24 protein-coding genes, 1 tRNA gene and 1 riboswitch are annotated in these 26,013 nt (G+C 62.4%); of the genes, 2 read left to right on the top strand and 23 right to left on the bottom strand.

Going from position 1 to position 26,013, the window contains the following annotated elements:
- Window positions 1–123: 123 nt before the first annotated feature.
- Both LDN75_RS09265 and LDN75_RS09260 read right to left on the bottom strand, forming a co-directional pair.
- The gene (locus LDN75_RS09265; RefSeq protein WP_223937002.1) at window positions 124–1,206 is read right to left on the bottom strand and encodes a site-specific integrase; all 1,083 of its coding nucleotides are present in this window, start codon (window positions 1,204–1,206) and stop codon (window positions 124–126) included.
- A 134-nt stretch (window positions 1,207–1,340) separates the two neighbouring features.
- Window positions 1,341–1,422 (bottom strand) — tRNA-Leu (locus LDN75_RS09260).
- A 198-nt stretch (window positions 1,423–1,620) separates the two neighbouring features.
- Here LDN75_RS09260 and LDN75_RS09255 point away from each other — a divergent pair.
- Entirely contained in the window at window positions 1,621–2,226 is a 606-nt protein-coding gene (locus tag LDN75_RS09255) for a response regulator (protein ID WP_216923235.1), read from the top strand.
- Window positions 2,227–2,371: 145 nt separating this feature from the next.
- Here the strand turns inward: LDN75_RS09255 and pyk are convergent, their stop codons facing one another.
- From pyk to hisI, 11 genes are all read right to left on the bottom strand, one after another.
- Window positions 2,372–3,862 (bottom strand): pyruvate kinase, encoded by a 1,491-nt coding sequence (pyk, locus tag LDN75_RS09250; protein ID WP_223937001.1) that lies wholly within the window; start codon window positions 3,860–3,862, stop codon window positions 2,372–2,374.
- A 55-nt stretch (window positions 3,863–3,917) separates the two neighbouring features.
- The gene (locus LDN75_RS09245) at window positions 3,918–5,375 is read right to left on the bottom strand and encodes a glutamate synthase subunit beta (RefSeq protein ID WP_223937000.1); all 1,458 of its coding nucleotides are present in this window, start codon (window positions 5,373–5,375) and stop codon (window positions 3,918–3,920) included.
- Window positions 5,368–9,981, bottom strand: a complete 4,614-nt coding sequence (gltB, locus tag LDN75_RS09240) for a glutamate synthase large subunit (RefSeq protein WP_223936999.1) — start codon at window positions 9,979–9,981, stop codon at window positions 5,368–5,370. The genes LDN75_RS09245 and gltB overlap by 8 nt, the downstream gene beginning before the upstream one ends.
- A gap of 260 nt (window positions 9,982–10,241) precedes the next feature.
- On the bottom strand, window positions 10,242–11,396 hold the full coding sequence (lgt, locus tag LDN75_RS09235) for a prolipoprotein diacylglyceryl transferase (RefSeq protein WP_223936998.1): 1,155 nt from the start codon (window positions 11,394–11,396) through the stop codon (window positions 10,242–10,244).
- A 21-nt stretch (window positions 11,397–11,417) separates the two neighbouring features.
- On the bottom strand, window positions 11,418–12,230 hold the full coding sequence (gene trpA, locus LDN75_RS09230; RefSeq protein WP_223936997.1) for a tryptophan synthase subunit alpha: 813 nt from the start codon (window positions 12,228–12,230) through the stop codon (window positions 11,418–11,420).
- Window positions 12,230–13,606: a tryptophan synthase subunit beta gene (trpB, locus tag LDN75_RS09225; protein WP_223936996.1), complete on the bottom strand. Its 1,377-nt coding sequence runs from the start codon at window positions 13,604–13,606 to the stop codon at window positions 12,230–12,232. Before trpB ends, trpA begins: the two co-directional genes overlap by 1 nt.
- Before the next feature lie 114 nt (window positions 13,607–13,720).
- Window positions 13,721–14,539, bottom strand: coding sequence for an indole-3-glycerol phosphate synthase TrpC (gene trpC / locus LDN75_RS09220; protein WP_223936995.1), 819 nt, complete (start codon window positions 14,537–14,539; stop codon window positions 13,721–13,723).
- A gap of 2 nt (window positions 14,540–14,541) precedes the next feature.
- On the bottom strand, window positions 14,542–14,814 hold the full coding sequence (locus tag LDN75_RS09215) for an HGxxPAAW family protein (protein WP_223936994.1): 273 nt from the start codon (window positions 14,812–14,814) through the stop codon (window positions 14,542–14,544).
- A gap of 131 nt (window positions 14,815–14,945) precedes the next feature.
- Window positions 14,946–15,548: a Trp biosynthesis-associated membrane protein gene (locus LDN75_RS09210; RefSeq protein ID WP_223936993.1), complete on the bottom strand. Its 603-nt coding sequence runs from the start codon at window positions 15,546–15,548 to the stop codon at window positions 14,946–14,948.
- The gene (locus LDN75_RS09205) at window positions 15,545–17,128 is read right to left on the bottom strand and encodes an anthranilate synthase component I (RefSeq protein WP_223936992.1); all 1,584 of its coding nucleotides are present in this window, start codon (window positions 17,126–17,128) and stop codon (window positions 15,545–15,547) included. The genes LDN75_RS09210 and LDN75_RS09205 overlap by 4 nt, the downstream gene beginning before the upstream one ends.
- Window positions 17,129–17,185: 57 nt before the next feature.
- Entirely contained in the window at window positions 17,186–17,602 is a 417-nt protein-coding gene (gene hisI, locus LDN75_RS09200; RefSeq protein ID WP_223936991.1) for a phosphoribosyl-AMP cyclohydrolase, read from the bottom strand.
- 89 nt (window positions 17,603–17,691) lie between these two features.
- On the opposite strand from hisI, the gene LDN75_RS09195 reads away from it, so the two are divergent.
- Window positions 17,692–18,336 carry a TIGR03085 family metal-binding protein gene (locus LDN75_RS09195; RefSeq protein WP_223937536.1) on the top strand — a complete coding sequence of 215 codons (645 nt, stop codon included), beginning with the start codon at window positions 17,692–17,694 and terminating at the stop codon, window positions 18,334–18,336.
- An 85-nt stretch (window positions 18,337–18,421) separates the two neighbouring features.
- Here LDN75_RS09195 and hisF read toward each other — a convergent pair whose 3' ends face one another.
- From hisF to rpe, 10 genes are all read right to left on the bottom strand, one after another.
- Window positions 18,422–19,198: an imidazole glycerol phosphate synthase subunit HisF gene (gene hisF / locus LDN75_RS09190; RefSeq protein WP_223936990.1), complete on the bottom strand. Its 777-nt coding sequence runs from the start codon at window positions 19,196–19,198 to the stop codon at window positions 18,422–18,424.
- Between the two features lie 44 nt (window positions 19,199–19,242).
- A complete protein-coding gene (gene hisG, locus LDN75_RS09185) occupies window positions 19,243–20,103 on the bottom strand; it encodes an ATP phosphoribosyltransferase (RefSeq protein ID WP_223936989.1) in 861 nt (286 codons plus the stop codon).
- 84 nt (window positions 20,104–20,187) lie between these two features.
- On the bottom strand, window positions 20,188–20,451 hold the full coding sequence (locus LDN75_RS09180; RefSeq protein ID WP_024820576.1) for a phosphoribosyl-ATP diphosphatase: 264 nt from the start codon (window positions 20,449–20,451) through the stop codon (window positions 20,188–20,190).
- Between the two features lie 112 nt (window positions 20,452–20,563).
- Window positions 20,564–21,049: a 6,7-dimethyl-8-ribityllumazine synthase gene (gene ribH, locus LDN75_RS09175; protein ID WP_223936988.1), complete on the bottom strand. Its 486-nt coding sequence runs from the start codon at window positions 21,047–21,049 to the stop codon at window positions 20,564–20,566.
- Between the two features lie 18 nt (window positions 21,050–21,067).
- A complete protein-coding gene (ribA, locus tag LDN75_RS09170; RefSeq protein ID WP_223936987.1) occupies window positions 21,068–21,772 on the bottom strand; it encodes a GTP cyclohydrolase II in 705 nt (234 codons plus the stop codon).
- Entirely contained in the window at window positions 21,769–22,464 is a 696-nt protein-coding gene (ribB, locus tag LDN75_RS09165; RefSeq protein ID WP_223936986.1) for a 3,4-dihydroxy-2-butanone-4-phosphate synthase, read from the bottom strand. The genes ribA and ribB overlap by 4 nt, the downstream gene beginning before the upstream one ends.
- Window positions 22,461–23,159 carry a riboflavin synthase gene (locus LDN75_RS09160; RefSeq protein ID WP_223936985.1) on the bottom strand — a complete coding sequence of 233 codons (699 nt, stop codon included), beginning with the start codon at window positions 23,157–23,159 and terminating at the stop codon, window positions 22,461–22,463. The genes ribB and LDN75_RS09160 overlap by 4 nt, the downstream gene beginning before the upstream one ends.
- Entirely contained in the window at window positions 23,159–24,235 is a 1,077-nt protein-coding gene (gene ribD / locus LDN75_RS09155; RefSeq protein ID WP_223937535.1) for a bifunctional diaminohydroxyphosphoribosylaminopyrimidine deaminase/5-amino-6-(5-phosphoribosylamino)uracil reductase RibD, read from the bottom strand. The genes LDN75_RS09160 and ribD overlap by 1 nt, the downstream gene beginning before the upstream one ends.
- Before the next feature lie 41 nt (window positions 24,236–24,276).
- The gene (gene pnuC, locus LDN75_RS09150; RefSeq protein ID WP_223936984.1) at window positions 24,277–24,969 is read right to left on the bottom strand and encodes a nicotinamide riboside transporter PnuC; all 693 of its coding nucleotides are present in this window, start codon (window positions 24,967–24,969) and stop codon (window positions 24,277–24,279) included.
- Between the two features lie 87 nt (window positions 24,970–25,056).
- Window positions 25,057–25,211, bottom strand: a riboswitch (FMN riboswitch).
- A gap of 77 nt (window positions 25,212–25,288) precedes the next feature.
- On the bottom strand, window positions 25,289–25,975 hold the full coding sequence (rpe, locus tag LDN75_RS09145; protein WP_223936983.1) for a ribulose-phosphate 3-epimerase: 687 nt from the start codon (window positions 25,973–25,975) through the stop codon (window positions 25,289–25,291).
- Window positions 25,976–26,013 lie beyond the last annotated feature (38 nt).

Below are 26,013 nucleotides of genomic sequence, written 5' to 3'. Positions count from 1 at the left end.
TCAGTGAGATATTGCCAGGCTCGCACCCGGCACCGGATGTTCGTGAGCGAAGCAACAACAGCACACGGCTAATTGGGACGAGAGCCCGCAACCGCATAGCTTCGTAAGGGAGCCAGAAAAAGCTCAACGCATAAACGCTGACACCGAACGCTCCGTCGCATCCGCTCCGGCCTGCAGAGCCTCCGGCATGAGGTGCCCATAAACACCCTCGGTTGTCCTCGTAGACGCGTGCCCCAACCGGCGCGAGATCGTAAACATCGGCACACCGTCCTGAATCAGCCATGAGGCATGCGTGTGCCGCAGATCGTGAATACGCGGGTTCTTCCGCAGGCCGCGTTCTTGGGCTGCCTTGACCGCCGGCATCCAGTAGTGGTGCCAGTACAGCTTGTGAACAATCCGCTCCCCCTTTGGCGTCGTGAACAGCAGATCGCCGCCAAGACGACCAGCGACCAACGGAATCAGCAGCTCAACCAGTGCGGGATTCAGCCCAATGGTCCTCTTGCCCGCGCCCGTTTTCGTGGGTCCGATGTAGAACTGGTTCTGCCCGTCACGCTTCCACGCTTTGTTGATCCGGGCAGTGGCCGGCTTGCCCAACAAATCGATGTCCGCCACCGTCAGCGCCGTAGCCTCACCGAACCGCGTCCCGGTCATCACGAGGAAGTTGGTGAAATCCTTGTACCGCTCCCCCATGCCGTCCATGATCATTCCGAACTCCGCATGGGTGAGAAACATCATCTCGTCCTCGGCTTTCTCCACGCTCGGCAGCTGCACGCCACGGCAAGGATTGCGAGTGATGTACCCCAGCATCTCGGCGGTGTTCATTGACGCGGAAATCAGGCCGTGCACGTTCTTGATCGTCTTCGGTGAACGTCCTTTGGCCATCATCGACTTCACCCAATAGGCGATCATCCGGTAATCCAGCTTGTCGACAGGGACGTGCCCGATGACCTTTTTCACATGGAGATCAAGCATCGTCTGATAGGTTTTCACGGTACCGCTGGACGGCCGGACCAGCAGGTCGATGTGTTCCTGGATCACTTCGCCAACAGTCGGAATTTTCGCTCTGTTGTCCAGCAGTGCTTGCTGCGCGATTTCGAAGGATTGGCCATTCGCATCGAGCAACCGTTTCAGCGTTTCAGCCTCGTGCGCGGAGTCGACGGTGATGCCCTGTTGCTTCCGGATCTTGGGGTCGCGCCAGACCACCATGAAGGACGAAGAGCCGTCCTTTTTGACGCGTTTCCGGATACTAGCCACATAAAAATGCTAGATCCGTGTCAACACATTTGGGGGTTTTGTCAACAGTCAGGGGCCATATAGGCCCCTGACCTGCGACAACACAGTGCCCGAGGTGGGACTCGAACCCACACACCTTTCGATACCGCATTTTGAGTGCGGCGCGTCTGCCAATTCCGCCACTCGGGCGCGGATTACCGGGAAGTTAATTCTCGCTGACTGCTCTCATGTCTGTGAGCAACGCGATCCTTTCCCAGCACGCGAAATTACTATACATGCAGATAGGCTGATTCAAAGAACTGGGCGCGCGAGTGCAACAAAATCATGTGCCGCAGCGGTCCACACTAAGATGGACATGAACCCGCCGAACCTTTTCAAGGAGATCCCGTGACCGAACAGACGGAGTCCACACCCGCAGCCCAACCGGCCCGACGCGTCGTCGTAGCCGAGGATGAGACTCTCATCCGCTTGGACATTATCGAGATCCTGAAGGGCGAAGGGTACGACGTCGTCGGCGAGGCAGACAACGGCGAGAAGGCCGTGCAGCTGGCCGAAGAACTGAAGCCGGACCTCGTCCTCATGGATGTGAAGATGCCCGTCATGGATGGCATCTCGGCGGCGGAGAAGATCGTCAAGGCCCGCATCGCCCCCGTTGTCCTGCTGACTGCTTTCAGCCAGAAGGAACTCGTGGAGCGTGCCCGTGACGCCGGCGCCATGGCCTACGTTGTGAAGCCGTTTACGCCTGCTGACCTCATCCCGGCGATCGAGATCGCGCTGTCCCGCCACGAGGAGATCAAGGCCCTCGAAAACGAGGTTTCCGACCTCCAGGAGCAGTTCGCCACCCGCAAGCTCGTAGAGCGCGCCAAGAGCCTCCTGACCACCAAGATGGGCCTGACCGAGCCGGAGGCGTTCCGCTGGATCCAGAAGACGTCCATGGACCGTCGCCTGAGCATGCGTGAGGTTGCTGAAACGATCATCAACCAGGTCAACTAGCACCAAGCAGTCAACGACGGCGGCCGGTCACCTCAGCGAATGGTGACCGGCCGCCGTCGTGCCCGCTTAAGGGACAAAACAACACAAAACAAAGTGGGCCCCGCCAACCGGCGGAGCCCACAACGCTCATACGTCAACCAGGAACTTAGGCCCTGATCTTGCTCTTCTTTTCCGGCCAAGGGCCCACCGGCTCCTTGCGGGACGCATCGATCTGGGACGTGTCCGCGAGATCGCCCACCTTGTGGACCTTCAGCAAGTTCGTGGAACCGGCCTGTCCGGGAGGGGAACCGGCAGCGATGACCACCAGGTCACCTTCGTCCACAATCTTCATGTCAAGGAGGCTGCGGTCCACTTGGGCGGTCATTTCGTCGGTGTGGCCCACGGTGGGGACCAGAACCGGCTGGATGCCCCAGGTGAGGGCGAGCTGGTTCCAGACGTGCTCAACCGGCGTGAAAGCGAAGACCGGCTTCACAGGGCGCAGACGCGAAAGGCGACGTGCAGAGTCACCGGACTGGGTGAACGTACAGATGTACTTTGCGTCCAGTTGGTCGGCGATTTCGACGGCGGCACGGGTGATGGCGCCACCACGGGTCTTGGGCTTGGTGCCCAGCGGGGGGACGCGCTCGAGGCCGTGTTCTTCGGTGGACTCGATGATCCGGGCCATGACCTTGACGGTTTCAATGGGGTACTGTCCCACGGAAGTTTCGCCGGACAGCATGACTGCATCGGCGCCGTCGAGAACGGCGTTTGCGCAGTCAGAAGCCTCGGCACGCGTCGGACGCGGGTTGTCGATCATGGATTCCAGGACCTGCGTTGCCACGATGACCGGCTTGGCCCAGCGGCGTGCCAGTTCAATGGCGCGCTTCTGGACGATCGGCACCTCTTCGAGCGGGAGCTCAACACCGAGGTCACCACGGGCAACCATGATGGCGTCGAACGCGTCGATGATTTCGTGGAGCTGGTCCACGGCCTGGGGCTTTTCGATCTTGGCGATCACCGGAACGCGGCGGCCTTCTTCGTCCATGATTTCGTGGACGCGCTTGATGTCGGAGGCATCCCGGACGAAGGACAATGCAACCAGGTCCACGCCACGCTTGAGGGCCCAACGGAGGTCGTCCTCGTCCTTTTCGCTCAGTGCGGGGACGTTGACGGCAACACCGGGCAGGTTGATGCCCTTGTTGTTGGACACCTTGCCACCGACGGTAACGGTGGCGACAACCTTGACGTCGTCAACTTCGATGGCGCGAAGGGCAACCTTGCCGTCGTCGATCAACAGGGCGTCACCCACGTTGACGTCTTCGGTGAGGCTCTTAAGCGTGGTGGAGCAGATGTCCTTGGTGCCGGGGACGTCTTCGGTGGTGATGGTGAAGATGTCGCCAACAGCAAGCTCGTGCGGACCGTCAACAAAGCGGCCAAGGCGAATCTTCGGACCCTGGAGGTCAGCCATGATGGCCACCGGCTTGTGCAGCTGCGCCGCAGCCTTGCGGACATTCTCGTAGGTGTTGTCGTGCACGGAGTAGTCGCCGTGGCTCATGTTCATGCGGGCAACGTCAACGCCGGCTTCCAGCACTGCGAGAGTGTTGTCGTAGCTGGAGATTGCCGGGCCGAAAGTTGCCACAATTTTCGCGCGTCTCATATACCTACCCTAAGTAGTGTGCTGCTGATTGAGTTAAAGTTCATTCCTGCCGGCGCTATAAGACCGCGATTGCCCGGTCGGTGGGGGCGACCGGTGCCGGAAGGATCGTGCTTCCCATGAGGAACTTGTCCACTGCTGCCGCGCATGCACGGCCTTCGGCAATGGCCCACACAATCAGGGACTGGCCACGTCCGGCATCACCGGCAACAAACACACCCTCGGTGTTCGTCATGTAGTAGCCGTCGCGGGCAACGTTGCCCCGACCGTCGAATTCTGCACTGACCTGCTCGGTGATACCGGACGGTTCAGCACCGGTGAAGCCGAGGCTCAGGAAGACGAGGTCAGCGGGAATGATCCGCTCCGTGCCGGCCTTCGGGAGGCGCTTGCCATCCACGAACTCCGTCTCGGCAACCTTGACCCCGGTGAGCTTGCCGTTCTCGCCAACAAACTCCACGGTGGACGCCAGGTACGTACGCTCGCCGCCTTCTTCGTGGGCGCTGGCGACCTCGAAGAGCGTGGGGAACGTCGGCCACGGCTGGTGACCTGCACGCTCAAGAGGCGGCTGCTTGCCGATCGCGAGCGTCGTAACGGAAGCCGCTTGGTGACGGTGCGCTGTACCGATGCAGTCTGCACCGGTATCGCCACCGCCAAGGATGACCACGTGCTTGCCACGGGCGTCGATGTGATTCTCCGGGTTCTCCCCCGCCACTACGCGGTTGGAAGGAACCAGGTAGTCCATGGCGAAGTGGACACCGTCAAGGTCACGGCCCGGAATGGGCAGATCGCGCGGAACTGTAGCCCCGGTAGCGATCACCACGGCATCGTAACGCCGGCGCAACTGTTCCCACGTCACGTCCGTGCCGACTGCGACGCCGGTGCGGAAACGGGTGCCTTCGGCCTTCATCTGCTCCAGGCGACGGTCAACCTGTTCCTTCTCCATTTTGAAGTCGGGGATGCCGTAGCGGAGCAGGCCGCCGATCTTGTCGTCACGCTCGTACACGGCAACCGTGTGACCAACGCGCGTCAGCTGCTGTGCAACTGCCAGGCCGGCAGGACCGGACCCCACCACGGCAACCGTCTTGCCTGTGAGGCGCGTCGGCGGAAGGGGGTGGACCCAGTCGTTGTCGAAGGCTTCATCGATGATGGAAACCTCAACCTGCTTGATGGTCACGGCAGGCTGGTTGATGCCCAGCACGCAGGACGCTTCACAGGGTGCCGGGCACAGACGCCCGGTGAACTCCGGGAAGTTGTTCGTGGCGTGGAGGCGTTCAATCGCCTCCTCGCCCTTGTCCCGCCACACGAGGTCGTTCCATTCAGGAATGAGGTTACCCAGCGGGCAGCCCTGATGGCAGAACGGTACGCCGCAGTCCATGCAGCGCCCGGCCTGGCTCTTCAGGACGCCCTTTTCCTGCGCTTCGTACACTTCCTTCCAGTCCATGATGCGGACCGGAACGGGACGGCGTGGCTGCGTCTCGCGCTGCCGGACTTTCAGAAATCCGCGTGGATCAGCCACCGGTTACCTCCAGGATTCGAGACCATACTTCTTCGCCGTCGGGGTCAAGGCCCTCTTCGATGGCGTCGAGACGGGTTTGCAGGACTGCAGCGTAGTCGCGCGGCAGTACTTTGGTGATGCGGGCGGCGGTGTCGTCGAAGTTCTCGAGCAGACGGCCGGCCAGGACGGAATCGGTTTCCTCAACGTGCTTGGTGAGCAGGCCGTGGACGATGTCGCGGTCCTCTGCGTCCAATTCAAGGAGCTGGAGTTCGCCGGAATCCAGCGCATCCTTGTTGACGCGCTCATGCTGCAGGTCCAGCACGTAGGCAGTACCACCGGACATGCCGGCACCGAAGTTGCGGCCGGTACGTCCGATGATCAGCGTTTGGCCACCGGTCATGTACTCGCACCCGTGATCGCCAATACCTTCGACGACGGCGGTTGCGCCTGAGTTACGGACCAGGAAGCGTTCGCCGACCTGGCCGCGCAGGAACATCTCTCCGCTCGTTGCGCCATAGCCGATGACGTTGCCGGCAATGACGTTGCGTTCTGCCTGGAACACATTGGTGCGGTCCGGGCGGACGATGATGCGCCCACCGGAGAGGCCCTTGCCCACGTAGTCATTGGAGTCGCCGTACATGCGCAGCGTGATGCCGGCAGGCAGGAAAGCGCCAAGCGACTGGCCAGCGGTGCCATTGAGCGTGATGTCGATGGTGTCCGTCGCCAGCACATCGGTACCGAACGTCTTGGTCACCACGTGGCCTAGCATCGTCCCCACGGAGCGGTCCGTGTTGATGACGTCCAGGGTGATCTTGACGGGCATGCGGTCGCTGAGTGCTTCGGCAGCCATAGTGATGAGCCGCTGGTCGAAGTGCTTGTCCAACTCGTGGTTCTGGGTGGTCATGTTGCGCAGCGGCACGTCGTCGTCAAACTCAAGACCGTGCAGGATCGGGTCCAGGTCCAGGCCTTCAGCCTTCCAGTGATCGATCGCTTCACGAGTGTCCAGTACCTCAGCGTGGCCGATCGCCTCTTCGAGGCTGCGGAAACCAAGCTCGGCCAGGATTTCGCGGACTTCTTCTGCGAGGAACTCGAAGAAGTTGACCACGAACTCCGGCTTGCCATTGAACCGTGACCGCAGTTCCGGGTTCTGGGTGGCAACACCAACGGGGCAGGTGTCCAGGTGGCAGACGCGCATCATGATGCAGCCCGAGACCACCAGCGGAGCCGTTGCGAAACCAAACTCTTCGCCACCCAGCAGGGCGGCAATGACGACGTCACGGCCGGTCTTGAGCTGGCCGTCAACCTGGACAACAACGCGATCGCGGAGTCCGTTGAGCATGAGGGTCTGCTGGGTCTCGGCCAGGCCAAGTTCCCACGGCACACCGGCATGCTTCAGCGAGTTCAGCGGCGAGGCGCCGGTACCGCCGTCGTGACCCGAAACAAGCACGACGTCGGCCTTCGCCTTGGTCACGCCGGAGGCCACAGTTCCGATCCCGACTTCCGAAACCAGCTTGACGTGTACACGGGCCGAAGGGTTGGCGCGCTTGGCATCGTAGATGAGCTGCGCGAGGTCTTCGATCGAGTAGATGTCGTGGTGCGGGGGCGGGGAAATGAGTCCGACGCCAGGCGTGGAGTGGCGGGTCCGGGCTACCCAGGGGTAGACCTTCTGGGCCATCAGCTGGCCGCCCTCGCCGGGCTTGGCGCCCTGGGCCATCTTGATTTGGATGTCGTCCGCGTTGGTCAGGTACAAGCTGGTGACACCGAAGCGGCCCGAAGCGATCTGCTTGATGGCAGAGCGGCGCTCCGGATCCAGCAGGCGGTCAACGTCCTCGCCACCTTCACCCGTATTGGACTTGGCGCCCAAACGGTTCATGGCGATAGCGAGTGTCTCGTGGGCTTCCTTGGAGATGGAGCCGTAGCTCATGGCGCCAGTGGAGAAACGCTTGACGATGCTGGAAACGGGCTCCACTTCCTCAAGCGGCACGGCCGGACGGACGTCACCCTTGAACTTGAGCAAGCCGCGGAGGGTCATCAAGTTCTCGGACTGATCGTCAACGCCCTTGGTGTAGGCCTTGAAGATGTCGTAACGACGCTCACGGGTGGCGTGCTGCAGGCGGAACACAGTCTCCGGGTTGAAGAGGTGTGGTTCACCGTCACGGCGCCACTGGTACTCGCCGCCACCCAGGAGCGGACGGTGCGGGTGCTCGATGCCGCCCTCGGGGTATGCCATCTGGTGCCGGGCGGAAACTTCCGCCGCAATAACGTCCAGGCCCACGCCACCCAATTGGGAGTGCGTACCTGAGAAGAACTCGTCCACAAGTTCCTGCGACAGGCCCAGTGCCTCAAAGGTCTGGGCGCCGGTGTAGGAAGCAACCGTGGAGATGCCCATCTTGGACATGATCTTCAGGACACCCTTGCCGAGTCCCTTGATGAGGTTGTAAACGCCGTCTTCCGGAGTTACGCCCTCGACGTCGCCGTTGGAGATCAGCTGTTCAACGGATTCCATGGCGAGGTACGGGTTGACGGCCGATGCGCCGTAGCCAATCAGCACGGCGACGTGGTGCGTCTCCCGGACGTCGCCGGCCTCAACCACGAGTGCCGTCTTGGTGCGGTTGGCACTGCGGAGCAGATGGTGGTGGACAGCGCTGACCAGCAGCAGCGACGGGATAGGTGCCCATTGCGCGTTCGAGTCGCGGTCGGACAGCACAACGTACTGCACGCCGCGGTTGATCGCGCCCGAAACCTGCTCGCAGATCTCTGTCAGGCGGGCACGCAGAGCCGCTTCCCCACCCTCAGGGCGGTAGAGGCCTCGTACCTTCATGGCGATGCGGTCGCCGTCGGCGTTCTCGATGTTCGAGATCTTGGCGAGTTGATCGTTGTTGATCACGGGGAACGGCAGGGAGATCTGCGGCTGGCGGACCTGCTTACCATCCAAAAGATTGCCGTTGGGGCCGATGGCACACTTCAGTGACGTCACCAGTTCTTCGCGGATGGCGTCCAGCGGCGGGTTGGTGACCTGGGCGAAGGACTGCACGAAGTAGTCGAACAGCAAGCGCGGGCGCTTGGACAGCACGGCGACCGGTGTATCCGAGCCCATGGCGCCCAGGGGCTCGGCCCCCGTACGGGCCATGGGGCCGAGCAGGATCTTCAGTTCTTCCGTGGTGTAACCGAAGGTCCGCTGGCGGATGTTCACCGATGCAGCGGTGTGGCGGACGTGCTCGCGCTCGGGGAGCTCGTTGATGTCGATCAGGTTGTCCTTGAGCCACTCGGCCCACGGGTTGGCTGCAGCGACCTCGGCCTTGACCTCGGCGTCGTCGATGATGCGGCCTGCTTCGGTGTCCACCAGGAACATCTTGCCCGGGGCGACGCGACCCTTCTTGACCACGTTGGACGGCTCAACCTCGATGACGCCCACTTCAGAGGCGAAAACGATCAGGCCGTCTTCAGTGATCCAGTAACGTCCGGGGCGCAGGCCATTACGGTCAAGCGTTGCACCGACGAGGTTGCCGTCAGTGAAGGAGACAGCGGCGGGACCATCCCACGGCTCCATGAGCAGCGAGTGGTATTCGTAGAAGGCGCGGCGTGCCGGATCCATGGTGGCGTGGTTCTCCCACGCTTCGGGGATCATCATCATGATCGAGTGCGTGATCGGGCGGCCGGAGAGCCAAAGGAGCTCAGCTACTTCGTCGAACGAGGCTGAGTCCGAGGCACCCGGGGTGCAGATCGGATACAGCTCTTCAGGCGTGTCACCCAAGAGCGGGCTGGCCAGCTGCGACTGGCGTGCGCGCATCCAGTTGCGGTTTCCCTTGACCGTGTTGATTTCACCGTTGTGGGCGATGGTGCGGAACGGCTGTGCCAAGGGCCACGACGGGAACGTATTCGTGGAAAAGCGTGAGTGGACAATGGCAAGCTTGGTCTTGAAGCGCTTGTCCGAAAGGTCCGGGTAGAACGGCTCCAACTGGGCCGTCGTCAGCATGCCCTTGTAGACAATGGTGCGCGAGGACAACGACGGGAAGTACACGCCGTACTTGTTCTGGGCGCGCTTGCGGATTCGCCAGGCGCGGGAGTCGAGTTCGTTGCGCTCAAGCTGCTCACCGGTGGCGGATGCAAAGAAGGGCTGCGAGAAGTACGGCATACATGCCCGTGCCATGGCGCCCACGAGGTCTGCGACCACGGGAACTTCACGCCAGCCAAGGACCGTGAGGCCCTCATCCGCTGCCAGGGCTTCGATACCGGCTTTGGCAGTGGCTGCTTCGCGCGATTCAGCAGGAAGGAAAGCGGTGCCCACCACGTACTGGCCGGGAGCGGGCAGTTCGAATTCTGTGACGGCCCTGAAGAACTCGTCCGGAACCTGCATGAGCAGGCCCGCGCCGTCGCCAGTACCTTCATCGGCGCCCACGGCGCCGCGGTGTTCGAGATTGCGGAGGGCAGTCAGAGCCGCTTCCACGATGTCGTATCCCGGTTCCCCGCGGAGCGTGGCAATGATTGCCAGGCCGCAGGCGTCCTTCTCCTTGTCCGGGTTGTAAAGACCCCGGGCCTCCGGAAGCGCGGCAAAGCGCTTGAACGGAGACATGGCACCCTGCGGTTCGATATTTTCGGACCAACCGGGGTTATGAAGATGGGTCATGGGAGACGTCCTTCCTCGTGATCGTGCGTATGGAAGGGACAACGTTGGCCCCACCTTGCATGCCCTTGTGATGGGCACAACAAAGCGCTAGTTATTGGAATTGTAGGCCAGCCAATCATGCGCAACTAACAGTTACGCAGACCACTGGCCCCGGCTTGACCAGTGAACATCGGTATGCTGCGATCCGGTTTCCGGGGTGCCACGACGCTGTGGACTGGGCCCGACGAGCGGTGACTCTGTTGCCCCTTTGCCGGAAGCGACTACTTGGTGTCGTCAACTTCCAGCGAGGATCCGGGGGCCTTCCTCGCGGCAGTCGCAGCAGATTCCGATTCCGCTTTGGACGTGCTGTCCTTTGCGGAATCTCCTGCTGCATCCTGCGGCTCGTCAACGTGGCCCGGATCGCTTTGGTTATCTGGGAGATTACCACGGGAACCACTATCCGAGACAGATGGGTCCACATCATGACTGGTGACGCTCGTCACGGATGCCTCATCTTTGGCCGGCGTGGATTCAGGTTTCCGGCCCGGTAAATAAGGGGTATCCGGCTGCGGCCGCCCTCCCCTGCCGAGAACAAGGAAGATAGCCAACGCCACAACGAACACGAAGATGCTCGTCCACACATTCAGCCTGGTGGTGATCCCGAAGAGGCTGATCTGCTCGGCGTCATCAATCCTGAGCGCTTCGATCCAGACGCGGCCCAGCGTGTAATACATCGCGTAGAGCCAGAACAAGCGTCCGCGTCGGAAGTTGAACTTCCGGTCCAGCAGGAGCATGATGGCGATGCCCAGGACATTCCACAGGAACTCATAAAGGAACGTTGGGTGGAAAAGTGTGTCGGCGGGCATGCCCGCCGGGAAGTTGGCATTGGCGGGGTCGATTTGGAGTCCCCAGGGCAATGTTGTGGGGGCGCCGAAGAGTTCCTGGTTGAACCAGTTGCCCCAGCGGCCAATGGCTTGGGCAAGCAGCAAACCGGGAGCCGCGGCATCCAGGAACGCCGTGAGCTTGACGCCCGCCCGACGGCATCCAATCCAGGCACCCACGGCGCCGAGCAGCACAGCGCCCCAAATACCGAGGCCGCCCCGCTGTATTTGCGGAATCAGGGAGAGGTCACCTGTGCCGTCGAACCCAGGACCAAAGTAGGCATCCGGGGACGAAAACACGTGGTAAAGGCGTCCACCGATGATGCCGAAGGGAATCGCCCAAATAGCGATATCCCAGAGAGAGCCCTCCGGGGCTCCACGGCGCTTCCACCGGGCGGACGTCAGCCACAGGCCGATGATGATGCCCGCCAGGATGCAGAGGGCGTAAGCGTGGATACGCAACGTCCCCCACGGCAGCGGAATGTCGAAACCGGACCACGATGGGCTCGGGATGCTCAGGGGAACCATTGCCGCTGCCTGGAGGACGGTCTGCATGGGCTTCGCTGTTTCCTTTTCCTAGACGTCTGCAGCTGCGCGGCCCAAGCCGGCGCTGAGGTTCTTGGTGAGTTGGCCGACGGCGTCAACGCCGCCGTCGCGGAGGGCCGCTACCAGCGCGGTGCCAACGATCACGCCGTCCGCGTAGGCAGCTATCTCGCGGACATGATCCGGGTTTGACACACCAAGGCCAACACAGACCCGTTCAGCGCCCGCAGCGTGGGCGCGTGCCACGACGTCTTCAGCCGTGCTGCTGACGGACTGGCGTGTACCAGTCACGCCCATGATCGAGACGGCATACACAAAGCCACGGCTGGCCTTGACGGTCATGTCCAGACGCTCGGGCGTGGACGACGGTGCCACCAGGAAGACCCTGTCCAGTCCATACTTGTCCGAGGCCTCGAACCATTCGCTGGCCTCATCCGGAATGAGGTCCGGAGTAATGAGGCCCGCTCCCCCGGATTCGGCCAGGCGGCGGGAGAACTCATCGACGCCCATGCGCATGACCGGGTTCCAGTAGGTCATGACCAGCACGGCGGCGTCAGTAGCGGCAGTGATCCCCGCAACGACGTCGAAGACGTTGGCCACGCGGAAACCGTTGCTGATCGCTTCGGTGGTAGCAGCCTGGATCACAGGTCCGTCCATCACGGGATCGGAGTAGGGAATACCGATCTCGATGAGGTCTGCACCATTGCGTGCCAGGGCAATACCGGCCTCAATGCTGTCCTGGACCGTGGGGTAGCCCGCCGGAAGATATCCGACAAGTGCGGCCCGGCCCTCGGCCTTGGCACGGTCAATGGCGGCAGCGGACTTGCTGGCAAATTGTTCAGTCATCAGTTCTGGTCCTCGTTTACGTCCACGGCTGCTTCGGAGGTGCGCTCTGCAGGACCTTTGGGCTTGCGGGTAGACAGGGTTGTGCCCCTGACGTGACCTTCTTCGTCCAGCATGTTGAACCATGCGGCGGCGGTTTCCACGTCCTTGTCACCACGCCCTGACAGGTTCACAATCACGGAGATCTCCGATGGGTCCTCTTTGCCCTCGGTGAGGCGCTTGCCCACCTTGATGGCACCGGCAAGCGCGTGCGAGGACTCGATGGCGGGAATGATGCCCTCGGTCCGGCACAGGAGACTGAAGGCATCCATGGCTTCGGTGTCGGTTATGGGCTCGTACGTCACGCGTCCGATGTCCGCGAGGTAAGAGTGCTCGGGTCCCACACTAGGGTAGTCCAGTCCGGCGGAGATCGAGTGGGATTCGATCGTCTGGCCGTCTTCGTCCTGCATCAGGTAGGAACGTGCACCATGCAGCACACCAGGACGTCCCAGGGAGATTGCTGCAGCGTGACGCCCGGTCTCCACGCCTTCGCCGCCTGCCTCGAAGCCATAGATCTTCACCGATGCGTCGTCCAGGAAACTGTGGAACAGGCCGATGGCATTGGAGCCACCACCAATGCAGGCACAGATGGCGTCGGGCAGCTTGCCGGTCTGCTCCAGGATCTGGGCGCGGGCTTCCTCACCAATCACTTCGTGGAAGAAGCGGACCATGGCCGGGAACGGGTGGGCTCCGGCAGCGGTACCCAGCAGATAGTGGGTGTTGTCCACGTTGGAAACCCAATCGCGCAAGGCATCATTGATGGCGTCCTTGAGGGTCTGCGAACCGTTGGTCACGGGAACCACAGTGGCGCCGAGCAGTTGCATGCGGGCAACGTTCAACGCCTGGCGGCGGCAGTCTTCCGCGCCCATGTAGACGACGCACTCGAGGCCAAGGAGGGCAGCTGCCGTGGCACTGGCGACGCCGTGCTGGCCGGCGCCGGTTTCCGCGATGACGCGGGTCTTGCCCATGCGCTTGGCAAGGAGCGCTTGGCCCAGGACGTTATTGATCTTGTGTGAGCCAGTGTGGTTCAGGTCCTCACGCTTGAGGAAAATCCTGGCGCCACCGGCGTGCTTGGAGAACCGCTTGGCCTCGGTGAGCAGCGACGGACGCCCGGAGTAGTTCTTGTTGAGGTCCTTCAACTCCGCCAGGAAGTCGGGGTCGGCCTTGGCTTTCTCGAACGTGTCCTGGACTTCGTCGAGGGCGGCAATGAGTGACTCGGGCATCCAACGGCCGCCGTAGTTACCGAAGTACGGCCCGGGTGCGTTGCGCAGCGAAACGCCGCCTTGCAGGAATGCGTCGGCCGCATTCTCTTCCGAGCTGGCTGTTGGCGCGTCCACCATCAGTCTCACCGTCCTGTTCCAGTTAGTTCATTGGGTAGTTCCACGTGCCACAAAGCAGCCGCAGGCACATGCCCGGGGCTGCCTTATGGCTGTCGCCTTGCTTCAGGTACTGCCTCAGTTCCTGACGGCGATGGCGGCAGCTCCAGCTGCCTTGAATTCGGTGATGCGTTCGCGCGGTGTCGCGTCGCTGACCAGCGCCTCGCCCACCAAAATGGCATTAGCGCCGCTCGCGGCATAGTGCGTGACGTCCTCAGCCGTCCGTACGCCGGACTCCGCCACAATTACTGACTCAGCGGGAATCAAACCGGCCAGCGAACCGAAAACTGAACGGTCGACGTCGAGCGTCTTCAGGTTGCGAACGTTGATGCCGATGATCTTGGCCTGCGCCGCGACGGCGCGCTCAATTTCGTCTTCGGTGTGCGTTTCCACCAGCACGTTCATGCCAAGCTCGTGGCTCAGGGCGCTGAAGTCAGCAAGCTCCGAGTCGGACAGGGCTGCAACGATCAGCAGGATGAGGTCCGCACCATGGGCGCGGGCTTCCCAGATCTGGTACTCGTCCACCGTGAAGTCCTTGCGCAGCAAGGGAATATCGACGGCGGCACGGACGGCATCGAGATCGGCCAGCGATCCCCCGAAACGTCGCTTTTCGGTAAGGACGCTGATGACGGAAGCTCCGCCATGTGCGTACTGCACCGCCAGCGAGGCGGGATCGTCGATAGGGGCGAGGTCGCCTTTGGAGGGGCTACGGCGCTTGATTTCGGCGATGACCTTAAGATCGTCGCGGCTCGAGGACGGGCCTCCAAGAGCAGACCATGCATCGCGTGCGGGCGTTGCGCCCGCAACGCGATCCTTCAGCTCAACGAGGGAAACAAGCCGGCGACGGGCTTCCATGTCCTCCTTGACGCCGACGATGATGTCGTCAAGAACGGTCACGATTAGTGGCCGTTGTTCTGCAGCTTGCTGCCACCCACTCCGTAGCCAGCCTTGCGCATGGCCCAACCTACGATGAGGCCGGCAACCATGACCACAACACCACCGATGAAGATGAGGGTGCTGGCGATGACGAAAGCAATGGAGGAAATCAGGGCGCCAACAAGCATCACAATCACGCAGGTCCAGGCCGCCGGGCTGTTGCCGTGGCCGATGGCGTCAGCGTGGCTGGCCATAGTGGAGCTGGCTTGGGTTGCGGACACTGTGGTTTTGCTCATGTGGAATCTCCTCAGGATGAATACTGCTTACATTCTGCCATTTATTGACGGCGGCCGGGACATCGTCCGACGTCAGGACCGGCGCTGGCGCGTATGTTGCGCCATACCGGCCCGAAAGACTGCCCGGTGTCCTACGTGGGGTCTTCGCCCCGGGAAAGACTGTCCCAGCTGTCAATCTCGTCTACTGGTCCGCTACGGCGTTCCCTGACGGCAGCGGCATCATACTTGGTCCGGGTTTTCCAATGCCGCCCAGCCAGCGGCAGAACCACCGCGCACACGGCAAGCAAGGCACCGGCCACGACAGCCAGGACAGGGAAGACCGTTGTGGCCACGTTCGCCTGGCCTCCTGAGATACCGGTGGCTGCAGCGATGGAACCTTGGGCTGCCCCGAGGGGATCGACCAGGACCGTGGCGGCCGCGAGGATAATCCCGGCGGCGGACAGGACAAGGATGGCAGCGATGATCCAGCGTGCGATCCGCCCTGCGATGGAGGCCGCCAACCCTCCGGCGAGTGCTACGAGTGCCAGGGCGGTCACGGCTGTGGCTGCCTTGCTGCCCTGAACGTGGAGGTCGCTGATGGAGGCTGCCGTAGGGTCCAACCGAACTTCGATCCACGTCTGCGTGGTGGTTCCAAAGACGGCGAGGGCCAAGAGGGCTGTGGCCAGAACAAGCGTGGACTTCCGTGCCCAGCGCGGCGATGTGGCCGCCGTAGGCCTCGGCGCTTCAGCGGTCATGAGCCGGGCGTCCCGCCGTCGACGGTTCCTGCATCCCGCACTGTCTCGGCGGAAATATTCTGCAGCGAGCCGGCTGTGTGGACGGCCCGAAGGGGCGCAGCAGCCTTGTTTACGGTTTCAAGGGCCTCAGACGGCTTGTGTGAGTCGGCAACGATCCCGCCGCCGGCCTGCACGTAGGCGCGGCCTTCCCGCAGCAACGCAGAGCGGATGGCAATCGCCATGTCCATATCACCGGCGAAGTCGAGGTAGCCCACTACGCCACCGTAGATACCGCGGCGGTGCGGTTCGAGTTCGTCCAGGAGGCGCAGGGCCCGCGGCTTCGGGGCGCCGGACAAGGTGCCTGCCGGGAACGTTGCCTTCAGAACGTCGTATGCCTTGGCATGCGGAGCCAACTCTCCCACCACTGTGGACACCAAGTGCATGATGTGGCTGAACCGCTCCACCTCCATGAACTGGGTGACATCAACCGTGCCGGCAACGCAGACCTTGGAGAGGTCATTGCGGGACAGATCCACCAGCATGAGGTGCTCGGCCCGTTCCTTCTGGTCGGCCAGCAGTTCCGTGGCCAGGGCCTTATCAGCTTCAACAGTCTTGCCACGTGGGCGCGAACCGGCGATGGGGTGTGTAATCACTTCGCCTCCGGTTACGGTCACCAACGCTTCGGGCGACGAACCAACAATCGAGTACTCGCGGCCATCGGCATCCTCAAGGCTGAAGATGTACATGTACGGGCTCGGGTTGGTGTTGCGCAGCACACGGTAAACATCCAGTGGATCAGCCGGGCATTCCATCTCGAAACGACGCGAAATGACCACCTGGAAGACCTCGCCATCGACGATCGCTTCCTTGCCGCGATCGATGGCTTCGAGGTACTTGTTTTCGTCCCAGCGTTCCTGAACGCTCGAGGCAAAGTCCAGGGCCGCCGCCTCCAGCACAGAGACCGGCTGGGCGATTGGCGTGCTGATCTGGTCCAGCAAGGACTTGACCCGTGCAACAGCATCGTGCCAGGCGTCGTCCACGCGCTCGGAACTGTTGTCAAAGTTGATCGCGTTGGCAATCAACAGGACGGTACCGTCCACATTGTCATGGACTGCCATGTCGGTGACCAGGTTCAGGGCCATCTCGGGCAACTGAAGGTCGTCCTCCGGCGGCGCTGTCAGCTTCTCCCAGTGGCGCACCGCTTCCCACCCGAGGAAGCCGACCAGCCCGGACGTAAACGGAGGAAGTCCTTCGAAGCGATCAGTCTGCAGGGCAGCGATGGTGTCGCGGACCGCTTCTACCGGGTTCCCATCAACGGGCACGCCGACGGGAGGTTCGCCGATCCAGTGTGCCTGGCCATCCTTGGTGGTCAGCGTGGCGCGGGACTTGGCACCGATGAAGGAGTAACGGGACCAGGCTCCACCCACAGCTGCAGATTCCATGAGGAAAGTACCCGGCTGGCCTTGGGCCAGCTTCCGGTACAGGCCGATGGGAGTCTCGGCATCGGCCAGGACTTTGAGTCGGACAGGGATAACACGGCTGTGGACGGCGAGTTCCCGGAACTCTTCCAGGCCCGGGCTGATGATTCCAAGGTCCTGCATGGCTATTGTTCTCCGCCTTTGGTCTGAGGTGCTGCGTCAGGGAAAGTAGGGGGGTGCTTATTCCCGGTGGCCCGTTACGACTGAAAGGTCGCGCCCGTCGAAGCAGGTCCGGGTACCGGTGTGGCAGGCTGCACCGATCTGGTCCACGCGGACCAGGAGGGCGTCGCCGTCGCAGTCAAGGGCGACTGACTTCACGAACTGTACGTGTCCGGAAGTGTCGCCCTTGCGCCAGTATTCCTGGCGGGAGCGCGAGTAGAACGTGACGCGTCCCGTGGTCATGGTGCGGCGGAGTGCCTCGTCATCCATCCAGCCCAGCATGAGGACCTCGTTGGTGTCGTGCTGCTGGATGATGGCGGCTACAAGGCCTGCGGAATCGCGTTTGAGGGCACTGGCGATCTCCTGCGGCAGGGTGTCCGCGGGGTCGCTGGAGAGCTCCACGGCAGGAGTTGGACTGGGGGCGGACTGCTCTGACATCAGATCAAGTCTAGTGCCTTTGGTGGGAGCCGGATTCTGCGGCGGTTCCACTGCGCAACCAGGCCCTGATCGTGCTAGTTTCACAAGTGATGCATTTCGTCGATCCTTCCCGAGAAGTACTGGCCGAAACCCTGCTGGCGGCCGGACCTGACTCCCCCACGCTCTGCCAAGGGTGGCTCACCCGGGATCTCGCGGCGCACCTCTACCTGCGCGAGCGTAAAGCGGCCGTGGGCATTGGCCTTCTGATCCCCAGCCTCGGTAAGGCCTCGGACAAAGCAACGGCCAAACTTGCTGCCAAACTGAAAACCACTGAGGACTACGCTGAGCTCGTCAAGACGTTCCGCGCAGGCCCGCCTGCCCTCTCCCCTTTGAAGATCAAGGCACTGGACGAAACGTCGAATCTCATCGAATATTTCGTCCACACCGAGGACATCCGCCGAGCCGGTGACCGTTGGGCGCCCCGGGCCCTCGACGAAGCGTACTCGGACGCACTCTGGGATGAACTGATCAAGCGGGCCGCTTACCTTTATCGGGGCGTGGACCTCGGCATCGTTCTGGTGCGGCCTTCCGGCCCGCGCCATGTGGCCAAACGCGCCCCGGTGTCGGTTGCGATTGTTGGTGAACCTGGGGAACTGCTGATGCATGCCCACGGCCGCACCAGCCAGGCCCTCGTCACCTTCGAAGGCCAGCCGGACGCCGTCGCGCTTCTGCAAAGCGCAGACATCGGCCTTTAAGGCAAGCAACGCGGGGTCACTTATGGCCCATCATCCTTGCGGAGATGGGCCATAAGTGACCCCGCGTTGCTTTTGGCAGACGGAGCTACCTGACTTCGAAGCCCGCGTCGCGAATAGCGGCCTTGACCTGGGCGATCATGTCATCCGGACCGAAGTGGAACACGGAAGCCGCCAGCACGGCGTCGGCTCCGGCCTCCACGGCTGGAGGGAAGTGCGCCGGCTTCCCGGCACCACCGGAGGCGATGATCGGAATGTTGACAGCCCCACGGACAAGGCGGATCAGTTCGAGATCGAATCCGTCCTTGGTGCCGTCGGCGTCGATCGAGTTCAGCAGGATCTCGCCCACGCCCCGGTCCGCTGCTTCCTTGGCCCAGGCAATGGCGTCGATTCCCGTCCCGGTTCGGCCACCGTGGGTGGTGACTTCAAAACCGGACGACGTCGGTGCGTCGCCTTCGCGGGTACGCCGCGCATCCACGGACAGCACCAGGACCTGCGAACCGAAGTGGCGCGTGATTTCATCGATGACCTCTGGCCGGGCGACGGCAGCGGTGTTGATCGATGCTTTGTCCGCACCGAAGCGCAGGAGTTTATCCACCTCCGCAACGCCACGGACGCCGCCGCCTACGGTCAGCGGGATGAAGACTTCCTCTGCGGTACGGCGAACGACGTCGAACGTTGTTTCCCGATTGCCCGATGATGCGGTGACATCAAGGAAAGTCAGTTCATCCGCACCACCATTGTCATAACGGTGTGCCAGTTCCACCGGGTCTCCGGCGTCCCTCAAGCCCTCGAAGTTGACGCCCTTGACCACGCGGCCGGCATCGACGTCCAGGCAGGGAATGACGCGTACGGCTACAGCCATGTGCTTACTCCTCGAATTCTGCTCTGCTCGATAGTGATGCTGGATCAGATACGGCAGGCGTGGATGCTGCTCACCAGGATGGCCCGGGCGCCGAGATCGTACAGCTCATCCATTATGCGGTTGGTTTCCTTCTTGGGAACCATGGAACGCACCGCCACCCATTCCGAATCCCGCAGCGGGGAGACGGTGGGTGATTCAAGGCCTGGGGTGAGCGCGGCAGCATCCTCCACCAGGTCCTTACGAATGTCGTAATCCATCAGCACGTACTGGCGCGCCACAAGGACGCCCTGCAGGCGACGGATGAGGACCTCGATTTCCTTGGCGGTGCCATTCGCGGCACCACCCGGGCCTGTGCGCCTGATCAGCACGGCCTCGGACTTAAGGATGGGATCGCCAAAGATTTCCATCCCGGCTGCCTTGAGGGTGTTGCCGGTCTCGACGACGTCGGCAATCGCGTCCGCGACGCCGAGCCGAACCGACGATTCAACCGCACCGTCGAGGCGGACAACCTTGGCATTGACGCCTCGCTCGGCGAGGTAGTCACGCAGGAGGCCGTCGTAGCTGGTGGCGAGGCGCTTGCCTTCGAGCTGCTCGACGCCGTTGAAGTTTCCAACGGGCCCTGCGAAACGGAACGTGGATGCCGCGAAACCCAAGGGCAGCAGTTCTTCTGCTTCCACCTGGGCATCCAGCAGGAGGTCGCGTCCGGTGATTCCGACGTCCAGGGTTCCCTGGCCAACGTACACCGCGATGTCGCGGGGGCGGAGGAAGAAGAACTCGATGTCATTGTCGGGATCGACCATGACCAGTTCGCGGGTGTCGCGGCGCTGGCGGTAACCTGCCTCGGACAACATCGCCGACGCGGCTTCGGACAGGGATCCCTTATTGGGGACTGCTACACGGAGCATGGGGAGACTTTCTGTTTGGAATGGAGGTTTTCAGGCACATCGGCCACGCAGGTGGCTCCACTTCGGGAAAGCGGAGTGGCGTGGCTAGAGATGCTTGTAAACGTCTTCCAGCGTGAGGCCCTTGGCAAGCATGAGGACCTGCAGGTGGTACAGCAACTGGGAGATCTCCTCGGCAGCGGCTTCATCGGATTCGTACTCGGCGGCCATCCAGACTTCGGCGGCCTCTTCGACCACTTTCTTACCGATGCCGTGGATTCCGGAGTCCAGTTCGGCTACAGTACGCGAGCCTGCCGGGCGGGTCGCTGCTTTCTCACTCAGTTCTGCGAACAGCGTCTCGAAATTCTTCACGCCCTACAGCCTACTTGCTTCCGGGTTGGCGCCGCTTGTTGGGGCCTTGCATGACGAAGGGGATGTGAGTGAAGACACACCCACATCCCCTCCGCGGTACCTCTTATGCGCCTCAGCTGTACTGCTGGAGTGTCAGTGCAGTGGCAAGAGCCGCCGTGACTGCCTCGTGCCCCTTGTCTTCGTTGGATCCCGGAAGGCCTGCGCGGTCCAGGCCTTGCTGTTCCGTATCGCAGGTCAGGACGCCGAACCCGACCGGAACGCCGGTGCGGACGCTGACATCGGTGAGTCCCGACGTCGCGGCCTGGCATACGTAGTCGAAGTGCGGCGTTCCGCCGCGGATAACCACACCGAGCGCAACGACGGCGTCGAAGTGCGGTGCGAGCCTCGCCGCGGCAACAGGGAGTTCGAAGCTGCCAGGGACGCGAAGCAGGGTGGGCTCGGCGATGCCGGCTTCCTTGGCCGCGCGGAGTGCACCGTCAACCAGCCCATCCATGATCTGGGTGTGCCAGCTTGCTGCCACAATGGCGAGCTTCAGCTGCGAGGTTTCCTCGGGCTTAAGGGTGGTGAGGTCGATAGTGGGGGCGCCGTGTCCGCTCATTGTTTGCTGGAGTTCCGTTCAGTCTTGTTCGTTGTCAAAGGGGCTTCGGGACGGTGTCTTTCCGTTGCCGACGGGCTCGGTTTCGAGCGTCAATCGGTGATCCATCCGGTCTTTCTTGGTCTGCAGATAGCGAACGTTCTGTTCACGCGAAGGAACCTCGGTAGGAACCATTTCCACCACCGAGACACCTGCCTGGGCAAGGCGGTTCTGCTTGTCCGGATTGTTGCTGAGCAACCGGACCTCGTGCAGGCCCATCTCGGCCAGGATCTGACCCGCGGCACTGTAGGAGCGCGCGTCCACCGGCAAGCCAAGCTGTTCGTTGGCCTCGACGGTGTCGAAACCGGCTTCCTGCAGCGCGTAGGCCTTGATCTTGTTGGCCAGGCCAATACCCCGCCCTTCCTGGCCTCGCAAGTACAGGAGCGTTCCACCTTCAGCGTGGATGAGCTCCAGGGCAAAAGCCAATTGTTCGCCGCAATCGCAACGATAAGATCCGAAGACATCTCCGGTGAGGCATTCCGAATGCAGGCGCACCAATGGTGCCTGGCCATCTTTGGGCGGGTTGGGGGAACTCACGGCGAGGTGTTCCACGCCCGTAACATGGTCCGTCCAAGCCTGGGCTACAAAGTCGCCAAACGCCGTGGGCAGCTGGACAATCGGGCCGCCGCTCACCGGGTGGGGTGTGGGCTCGGTGTCGTCGCTGCTGCGCGTTGTCGGTGCGGTCATCGCTTCTCCTCGTCTGCCACTGAAACGTGTGCCGCCTGGGACTCTACCGCGTCAACGTAGGCCACCAGATCCTCAATGGAGATGAGGGGGCATCCGTGTTCCGCAGCGAAATCGCGCAGGCTGTCCAGGCGCATCATTTCACCATCGTCATGTACCAACTCAGCGATCACGCCCACCGGAGCCAGCCCGGCAAGCCGACACAGGTCCACAGCTGCTTCCGTGTGTCCCGGACGTTCACGCACTCCCCCCTTAACCGCCCGCAGCGGAAAAATATGCCCGGGGCGCGTAATCGCCGCTGGAGTGCTCTGCGGGTCGGCGAGGATCCGGGCAGTCAACGCGCGGTCCGTGGCCGAAATACCAGTGCTCACGCCGAACGCGGCGTCGCAGGAAACAGTGTAGGCAGTACCTTTGGCATCCTCGTTGACTTCCACCATGGGCGGAAGTGCAAGGGCATCGGCACGCTCACCTTCAAGCGGCACGCAGATGACGCCTGACGAATACCGGATGGTCCACCCCATAAGGGCCGGCGTAGCGTGCTCGGCGGCGAAAATGATGTCGCCTTCGTTCTCGCGGTCTTCGTTGTCCACCACGATTACTGCGTGGCCGGCTGCCATCGCCGCGATCGCAGCTTCCACAGGATCCAGTCCTGTACGACCCGTCGCCGTCGAAATCGTCTTGGTAGGAGTACTCATCGCGCAGCCTCCGCGTTCCCGGTAGAGTCGCCGGCCAGCTCCACGCTGGCCGTCTCCGCGCTGGCGCGGTGCGCCGGGGAGCCCTGGGGAGCAAAGGACAGGAGCCGCTCGGTGTATTTTGCGAGCACATCCACTTCAATGTTTACCCGTGCGCCAACCGGCTTCGCCCCCAGGCCCGTCTCCTCCAACGTCGTAGGGATAAGCCCTACCTCGAACCACGGAGCCGGTTCAGCCGCGGCGCTCACTGCCGTCACGGTCAGGGAAACACCGTCGACGGCGATTGAGCCCTTCTCGGCGATGTACCGAGCCAGCGGCCCAGGGACGCCAAACCGCAAACGGTCCCAGTTGCCCAGCGGCTCACGTTCCAGCAACTCGCCCACGCCGTCAACGTGGCCTTGGACCACATGGCCGTCGAGGCGTCCGCCTGCAGGGACGCAGCGCTCAAGGTTCACGGTATCGCCTGCGGCCAACTCGCCGATGGTGGTGCGGACCAGGGTCTCCCCCATCACGTCGACGCTGAAATCCTGTCCGTCAATCTGTGTTGCGGTGAGGCAGACGCCGTTTACTGCGATGGAGCCCCCCAAGGTCAAGCCATCGGTGCTGGTGGGAGCCTTAAGCCGCAGTGTCGCGCTGGCGTCGCCATCGCGGTCAATGCCCAGGACGGTGCCCTGCTCGGCAACGATTCCGGTAAACATCAGTGTCCTCCTGTGACGTATTCCGCAGCTTCACTGCGCGGAATGGAATTCTTGGTTGTGCTGGCTGCCGATCGCATGGAGCGCAAATGCAGCCGAAGGTCGTTCCCGAGGCTCCGGACGGCTCCGCCACCGGCATCGTCCCAGGCCCATTGCTGGGCCTCGGCCAACGTGGTAATGCCGAGGTCGTTAAGGGCAGGCGTTCCGGAGCCCAAAAGAGTTGGAGCAAGATAGACGATCAGTTCGTCCACCAATCCAGCAGCAAGGAACGTACTGAGGATGCTGGAGCCGCCCTCCACCATGACGTGCCTGACGCCTTGGTGGAACAGTTGGCTGAGCGCTTCCGCCGGGTCCCTGGTTTGCAGGTGCACAAAAAGGCCGTCGGTTCCGCGCACCGCTGCGTCTTCGGGAACGTCCCTCAAACCCATGACGGCGCGGAGCGGCTGGCGCTGCGTCAGGCTGCCATCGGATGCCCGTGCCGTCAGCCGGGGGTTGTCAATGAGTACCGTGCCAGTGCCCACCAGGATCGCGTCGATGAGGCCCCGCAATCCGTGGTTGTCCGCGAGGGACTCCGGACTGGAGATCCACTGGCTGGTACCGTCCACTGCGGCGATGCGGCTGTCCAGCGTCTGGGCAATGTGCAAGGTAACGAAAGGACGTTTGGTTGCGACGGCGTCGAACCATTCACGATTGAGGTCATACGCTTTGCCGGCGGCGAGCCCGGATTCGACGTCGACTCCCGCTGCCTGCAACGTGCGGGCGCCGCCCGCGGCGGGATCGTGGGGATCATCGACGGCGTAAATCACCCTGGAGATGCCAGCCTCAATGATGGCTTGGGCGCAGGGTCCTGTGCGGCCCACGTGGTTGCAAGGCTCCAAGGTGACCACCATGGTGGTTCTTGCAAGGTCCACGCCCTGACGGCGTGCCTCGAGAATGGCATCTGCCTCGGCGTGGGCTGTGCCGGCTCCCCGATGGTAGCCAACGGCGAGCTGTTCGCCCCCAGGACTGAGCACAACGGCGCCCACCAAGGGGTTGGCTCCACGCGGCCCGCCCAAGGCCGCTGCAAGGGCCACATCCATCGCCGCAGTCTCGGCGGTATTGAAGAATTTAGGGTTCAGGGTCACGGAGCAACTCCCACAACAGCCGGAGCGGGGCCAACCGAGGCACGTTCGCGCTTCTCTGCCCGCCACCACACGAAGAAACCGGTCAACGTAAAGAAGCCATAGAAGAGGTACATGACGGCACTTGCGTAGTATCCGGCGCTGAAGAGCAATGGGACGCCAACAATGTCAACGGCTACCCAGATGAGCCAGAACTCCGTCCATCCGCGGGCCATACCGTATGTGGCCAGCAGCGAACCTGTGAACGTCCAGGCATCAGCCCATACGGGCGGGTAGGAGCCCAGCGCGTCAAAGAGCGGTGTCAGGGCGGCCGTTCCAGCCACCATTGCCGCAAGAAGGGCGATGCGGACTCTGTTACTGGCCCAGCCCGGAACGATTGCACGTCCGCGGGTGCTGGCCTGCCGGCCTTGCTGCCACCGGTACCAACCGTAGACGGCGACGGCTATGAACATGATCTGCCGTGCAGCCTGTCCCCATAGGGTTGCGGGTGCGGCTGCGCCGAAAACGTTCCCGAGGAAGACCGTCAGCAGGAGGATATTCCCCACAATGCCTATCGGCCACGCCCAGACTTTGCGGCGCATTCCGCCGAGGGCGCTGGCGAGCCCAAAGATGTTGCCAAGCACTTCGCGTAGAACAAGCGCAGATCCTCCAACGGGAATCTGTGCTTCGAAGAGCCATCGCAGAAAGTCCATGCCGTTCCTTCCCAGTAAGCCGCGATGGCTCCGGGGGTGTACGACAGCGCAATGCCAGGCGTCCCTAAGGACGCACACAGCATGACTGTACGTGCTTCTCCCATCCAGACTTTAACTGTCGGTACCGGAATTCCACCGGTTCAACCGTTTGCCAGCGGTTTCCAATTACTTGGATTCCAAAGGCGTGCGGGTCGCGGACTATAACCGCCGGTTCGGACTTACACCGACCCCGGAGCACGTATGTGTGTTGCTATTCTGCCACAACTGCGGAGATGCCTAAGCTATTCCCTGCAATCTTCGTAACATCGGATGACGGTCGTCACGGTTTCGCCGGGCCGCCCGCCATTGCGGCCTTGGATCCGGCCGCACGGAGCCGATCGATTGCCGCGGCTGGGTCTTTGTCCCCGTACACGGCTGAGCCTGCCACGAACACGTTCGCGCCTGCCTCAGCTGCCCGGAGGATGGTTTCCTCGGTGATCCCGCCATCCACCTGGATGGCCACACCGATTCCGGATCCGTCAATGGCTGCGCGGGCCCGGCGGATCTTGGGCAAGGTGATGTCCAGGAAGGACTGGCCGCCAAAGCCCGGCTCAACCGTCATGATCAGCAACATGTCCAGTTCACTGAGCATGTCAAGATACGGCTCAACCGGAGTGGCAGGTCGCAACGCCATACCTGCTTTTGAGCCTCGAGCCCGCAGCTCGCGGGCAAGCTTGACAGGCGCCATGGCAGCCTCGGCATGAAACGTCACCGATGCGACGCCGGCATCCGCGTAGGCAGGTGCCCAGCGGTCAGCGTCTGAAATCATCAGGTGCGCGTCCAAGGGAACCGGGCTGACGGCCTGGATCCTCTGTACCACCGGCAAGCCAAGCGTCAGGTTGGGAACGAAGTGGTTGTCCATGACATCCACGTGCACGGCATCGGCATTGCCGATCCGCTTCAGCTCCGCCTCAAGGTTGACGAAGTCTGCGGAAAGGATGCTCGGGTTGATACAGCACTGAGACAAGGCAGCCCCTTTGGGTCAGTCGTTTTATCGATTGTGTT

It is taken from the genome of Arthrobacter sp. StoSoilB5, from assembly GCF_019977235.1.
Classification (GTDB): Bacteria; Actinomycetota; Actinomycetes; order Actinomycetales; family Micrococcaceae; genus Arthrobacter.
Note: the sequence above shows the minus strand (reverse complement) of the source record. Positions and strands in the feature narration are given on the sequence as shown.